Origin of the sequence: Staphylococcus sp. HMSC65H10, from assembly GCF_001839185.1 — a bacterium.
Taxonomy (GTDB): domain Bacteria; phylum Bacillota; class Bacilli; order Staphylococcales; family Staphylococcaceae; genus Staphylococcus; species Staphylococcus simulans.
The window spans coordinates 51,507-56,130 of sequence record NZ_KV840420.1; the positions used below are offsets into that span (position 1 = coordinate 51,507).

Below are 4,624 nucleotides of genomic sequence, written 5' to 3' on the forward strand. Positions count from 1 at the left end.
TTTAGGACTGGTGATAATCACTAGTCCTATTTTTGATACAAAAAAAGCGCAGTTATCTCTATAATTAGAAGTATCCTACCACCAATAATTAAGGAGATAATGCGCCTATGTTTAATACTATATCAATAACGCTTGGAATTAAAGATAAATATATGATTTTTGAGGATAATATTAAGAAAAAGAATTAAAAATAATAGATTTCTTTGGTTTACTGCGCTAAATTAATCAATTCTCTTAAATGATATGAAACGTCTACTGAGATAGAAAACAGAGAAGGGATGTTTTAAGTATGGTGTTATTTCCTAGCAGTATTTTTCTATGGATACTAGGAAAATTATTTCGACAAGTACCGCCAGATGATATTAATCATTTTTGGGGATTTCGAACAAGAAAGTCTAATAAAAATAAAGAGAATTGGATGCTGGCTCAAAAAGAGTATGGTGAACAGTCTACAAAGGTATTTATGTATACGGTGTTCGCTTCATTCTTTTGGCTATTGGCTGATATTGTATTCTTATTTTTAGATAACGATATATTCTTGATTATCTCAGTGTTACTCCAATCTATCGTATTATTAGGATTATTATTGATGTTGTATCTCAACGTTAATAACAAATTAGAATAAATAATTCTCAAAACACGCGCTTAACAAAGCATATGATCATGCTGAGTTGAGGGCGTGTTTTTGTATGTATTAATATCAAGCATATTATATAAAGCGATAAAGGGATTTCTGTTTTGAAAATAGAACAATATCCTAAGTTTTTCATGTTTTATGTTGTACATTTTCAAAGAAATATAAGTCTAGTAAGATGAGTTCTTTTACTATGTTTAAACTGATATGAGAATTGATAGTTATTTTAATTGATTTTGTTTTATGTTGAAAACGCTTTAAACACAAGTACTTTGAAAAGTGTGTCGGAAGTTATCTCTTTTAAAAGGTTTTAAAATTTTTAGTAAAACTTGTGTAAATCAATAAGTTTTTTTACATCTTCCAAAAAATTAATGATAGAATTGTGTAGAACAATTACACACGAAAGAAGTGAAACATTTAATGCCTAGAAAACAGCAACACGATGTATTATTCGATAAAGAATTACGAAATAAATACCACATTAGAAAATTTAGCGCAGGGATTGCTTCAGTTCTATTTGGAACACTAGTTTATACATCCCTGGATCAACAAGCACAAGCTGCAGAAAACACTGATACCGCTGTTGTAAATCCTACAACACAACCAGAAACAAACGGTGACACTGCAACTGCGGAGTCAACAAAAACACAAACAAATGAAACAGTGAATGATTCTCCTACTCCACAAGACACTACGATTCAACAACCTTCTGTTGATAATCAAACAAGCGAAACAGCAACAAAACCTGAACCTGTAACAGCACCAGAAGTATCACAACCTACAAAAACAGATACAACGCAAACTGATGCGCCGAAAGTTGATACACAAAAAGCAACAGAGCCATCGACAGATGCGCCAAAAGAAGCTGCGACTACTGAAGTTAAAGCTACTACTGTTACGCCATCAGAACCTGCTGTTCAACCTGCAGATGCTGAAGTTGCGACAAGAGCTGCCGATACTACCGATACAACAACGACAGAAGCACCTGCTCAACCAATTACGAATACAAGTGCACCAGCACCCGCTGCGAACGCACATCCTGTTGATAAAATACAAGGAATTAATGAGCAAGTTTATGCGAAAGAGATTCCTGTATATGAAAAATCAGAAGCTGCAAGAACAGCAAGAATGCAACGTGGTATTTATCAAGCAAGAGAAAGCTTAGGCTTGATTGTACCGCAAAATAAAAAGCTCTATATCAGACAAACACAAGGCAGTAATGAAGAAGATTTACGTGTAGATTTGATGACTAACGATAGACAAACAGTTCGTAATGCGACAGTTTCTAGAGATGGAAGCTGGACACAAATCTCTACAACTATGGATAGCGGTGCCTTCGTACGTATTCCAACAGGTTTAACTAAAAAACCAGTTGTAGAATACTATGTTGAAGGTGATGCTGGCGTCACACTGCCTACTTACCGTAAAGGTGGAGATAAAGCAGCATTTGATGCAGATTGGGCTGCTCGTAATACAAGCTATGGTTATGTAGATGGTGATAAAATTGCATTCTTAGTACCGAATGTAGACCGTGAACGTATCGCAAACTTAGGTAAAAACCCAGGACAATGGGGCTTTATGAACTTAGATGACATGATCGGTTATTACGAGGATGTTATTAATCATTATGATAAATGGGTTGGCTTAAATGATGACATTAATTCTGTCCACTATAATGTAGGCCAAAAATACTTTACGATTGCGGATGCTCATGGGCCAGGTCTTGCTTATTACTCAACAAACAATATGGGATCTAATAACCCATCTATGTCAGGTTATCTTGAAAGAGGTTGGTTAGCACTGCATGAAGTCGGTCATGGTTATGATGGTGCAATGACGTATGATCCTAAAATGAATTTAATTGAAATTGAAAACAATATTTTAGCCAACCAATATCAAACGACTATCATGGGTGTCAAAGACGGTTGGGCTTATGAAGGCAGACAAGAAAGCATGCAAAAAGATTTCCATGAGCGCGTAATGGATGGAAGAATGAATTTCTATAATGCAGGTTTCCGTGGCAGTCTTGATTTCATGACAAAAATGGTGCGTTTAACGGGCATTGAAGGCTTTGCGGATATGTGGAAAGGTATTCGTCAAGAAGAAGCGGATATGGGCAAAGCAGGTAAACCATTTGAACAAGATGTACCGAGATGGATTACAACGTATTGGTTAGCTGATAACGGTATTAATGGCACAGCCTACTTTGATTTATACAAAGTGAAAATGCCACAAGCTTTAAAAGATGATTTAGACACTTACAATAATACATTCACATACCCATTAGCAGCATTGATTACTAATCCTGAGGAACAACAACGCATCAAAGATAAATTAGGTTTATCTACGATTTATGAACTTGTAAAATCATCAGATTTAGCTGATACGGTGATTCATGAAGATGCACAAGTGAATGTGAATTTAAATGGACAAGTCTTACCAGATAACGTCAAAGTAAGCTTGATGGAAGGCACACAAGAAATTGCGAGTGCAGAAGTTGTAGATGGTAAAGCTGCATTCTCTAATTTACGTGCAGGTGTTTATAAAATTGTCGCACCTCTTTCAACAACAGACGCATTACCTGAAAGTGAATATCTCGTAGTTAGAGAAGGCGGTAATAATCAAGCAACGCTTGATTATCCTAAAAAAGATGATATCCAAAACAACATTACACAAACCATCTCACTAAGAGGATTAGGCAACTGGGAAATGGCTACAGTCAACTATAATCCAGATACTAAACAAGTAACGTATAAACAAAGTCCAGGACAACCACATTTATACTTCACTGATGAATATGCACATGTAACTATTCAAAAAGCAGATGGTACGACAGTATTAGATAGAACATTAGTTGGTAACAAAAGTCTTGCATCAGAACTGCAAACTTTCGATTTAGAATATGGCGATAAAGTTATCGTTCGCCATCGTGAACCAGCGGCTCGTCGTGTGTTAGTCAGAAATGAAAACAAAGATAATGTAGCGATTTCTAGACAAAATGCTGAAAAAGAAACATTAACTTATACACTGACTGATAAAGGATTTATTGTAGATGGTGAAACACAAGCGGATGCAAACCGTCGTTATGATGAAGAGATTAGAAAAGATGTAACACACGTAGCAGAAGAAATTAAAAATCATCCTGAAAGAGATTATCGCAGAGAACTATTTAATGTCTTCACAGGTGTTGAATATGCTGATCCTGCGATTAAGGAAGAATTGCTACAAATCTTAAACCCATTAGTTGTGGTTTATCAAGTTGATACACCAACTGTGGACAAGGTAGAAGCAGGTGCGACAAGCATCAGCGGTAAAGGTGAGCCAGAAAGCACAATTACACTTACTTTTGCGAATGGCAAAAAAGCAGAAGTAGAAGTTGATAAAAATGGGCAGTGGACAACACAATTACCAGAAGGAACATCTTTAGAACATAACGATGTTACACAGGTATATGCAACAGGTAAACACGGTACAGTATCTGAACCGATTTCTGTCAAAGCTTTAGATACAGTAGCACCTAAAGCACCAGTGATTAACGCAATTGAAGCTGGTAGTCAGACAGTAACTGGAACAAGCGAACCATTAAGTAAAGTTACATTAACGTTGCCAAACGGTACAACAAAAGTAGTCGACGCAGACGATAAAGGCGTTTGGAAAACTACATTAGAAACACCATTAGCTCATAATGAAGTGATCAAAGCAGTAGCTTCAGACGCAGCAGAAAACAAATCACCAGAAGCGACTCAAACGGTAAAAGATACAGTAGTTCCAGAAGCACCAGTAATCAACACAATCGAAGCAGGAACTAAAGTAGTGGATGGAACAAGCGAGCCATTGAGTACGGTGACTTTAACGTTGCCAGATGGCACTACTAAAGATGTTAAGGCAGATGACAAAGGTGTTTGGACAATTACATTAGAAACACCATTAGTACATGACGCAGTAATCAAAGCAGTAGCTTCAGACGTGGCAGGTAATAAATCACCAGAA

The 4,624-nt window shown here is 36.5% G+C and carries 2 protein-coding genes; both read left to right on the forward strand.

Translation table 11 applies throughout. The features are described from left to right. Positions 1-289 precede the first annotated feature (289 nt). Positions 290-625 (forward strand): SdpI family protein, encoded by a 336-nt coding sequence (locus HMPREF3270_RS11665; RefSeq protein WP_070848823.1) that lies wholly within the window; start codon positions 290-292, stop codon positions 623-625. 429 nt (positions 626-1,054) lie between these two features. Continuing rightward, on the forward strand, positions 1,055-4,624 hold a 3,570-nt coding region (locus tag HMPREF3270_RS11670), incomplete at its 3' end, for an Ig-like domain-containing protein (protein ID WP_141763153.1).

Excerpts from the sequence above, each read along its gene's own strand:
- HMPREF3270_RS11665 (WP_070848823.1), top strand. The coding sequence starts at position 290 with ATGGTGTTATTTCCTAGCAGTATTTTTCTATGGATACTAGGAAAATTA.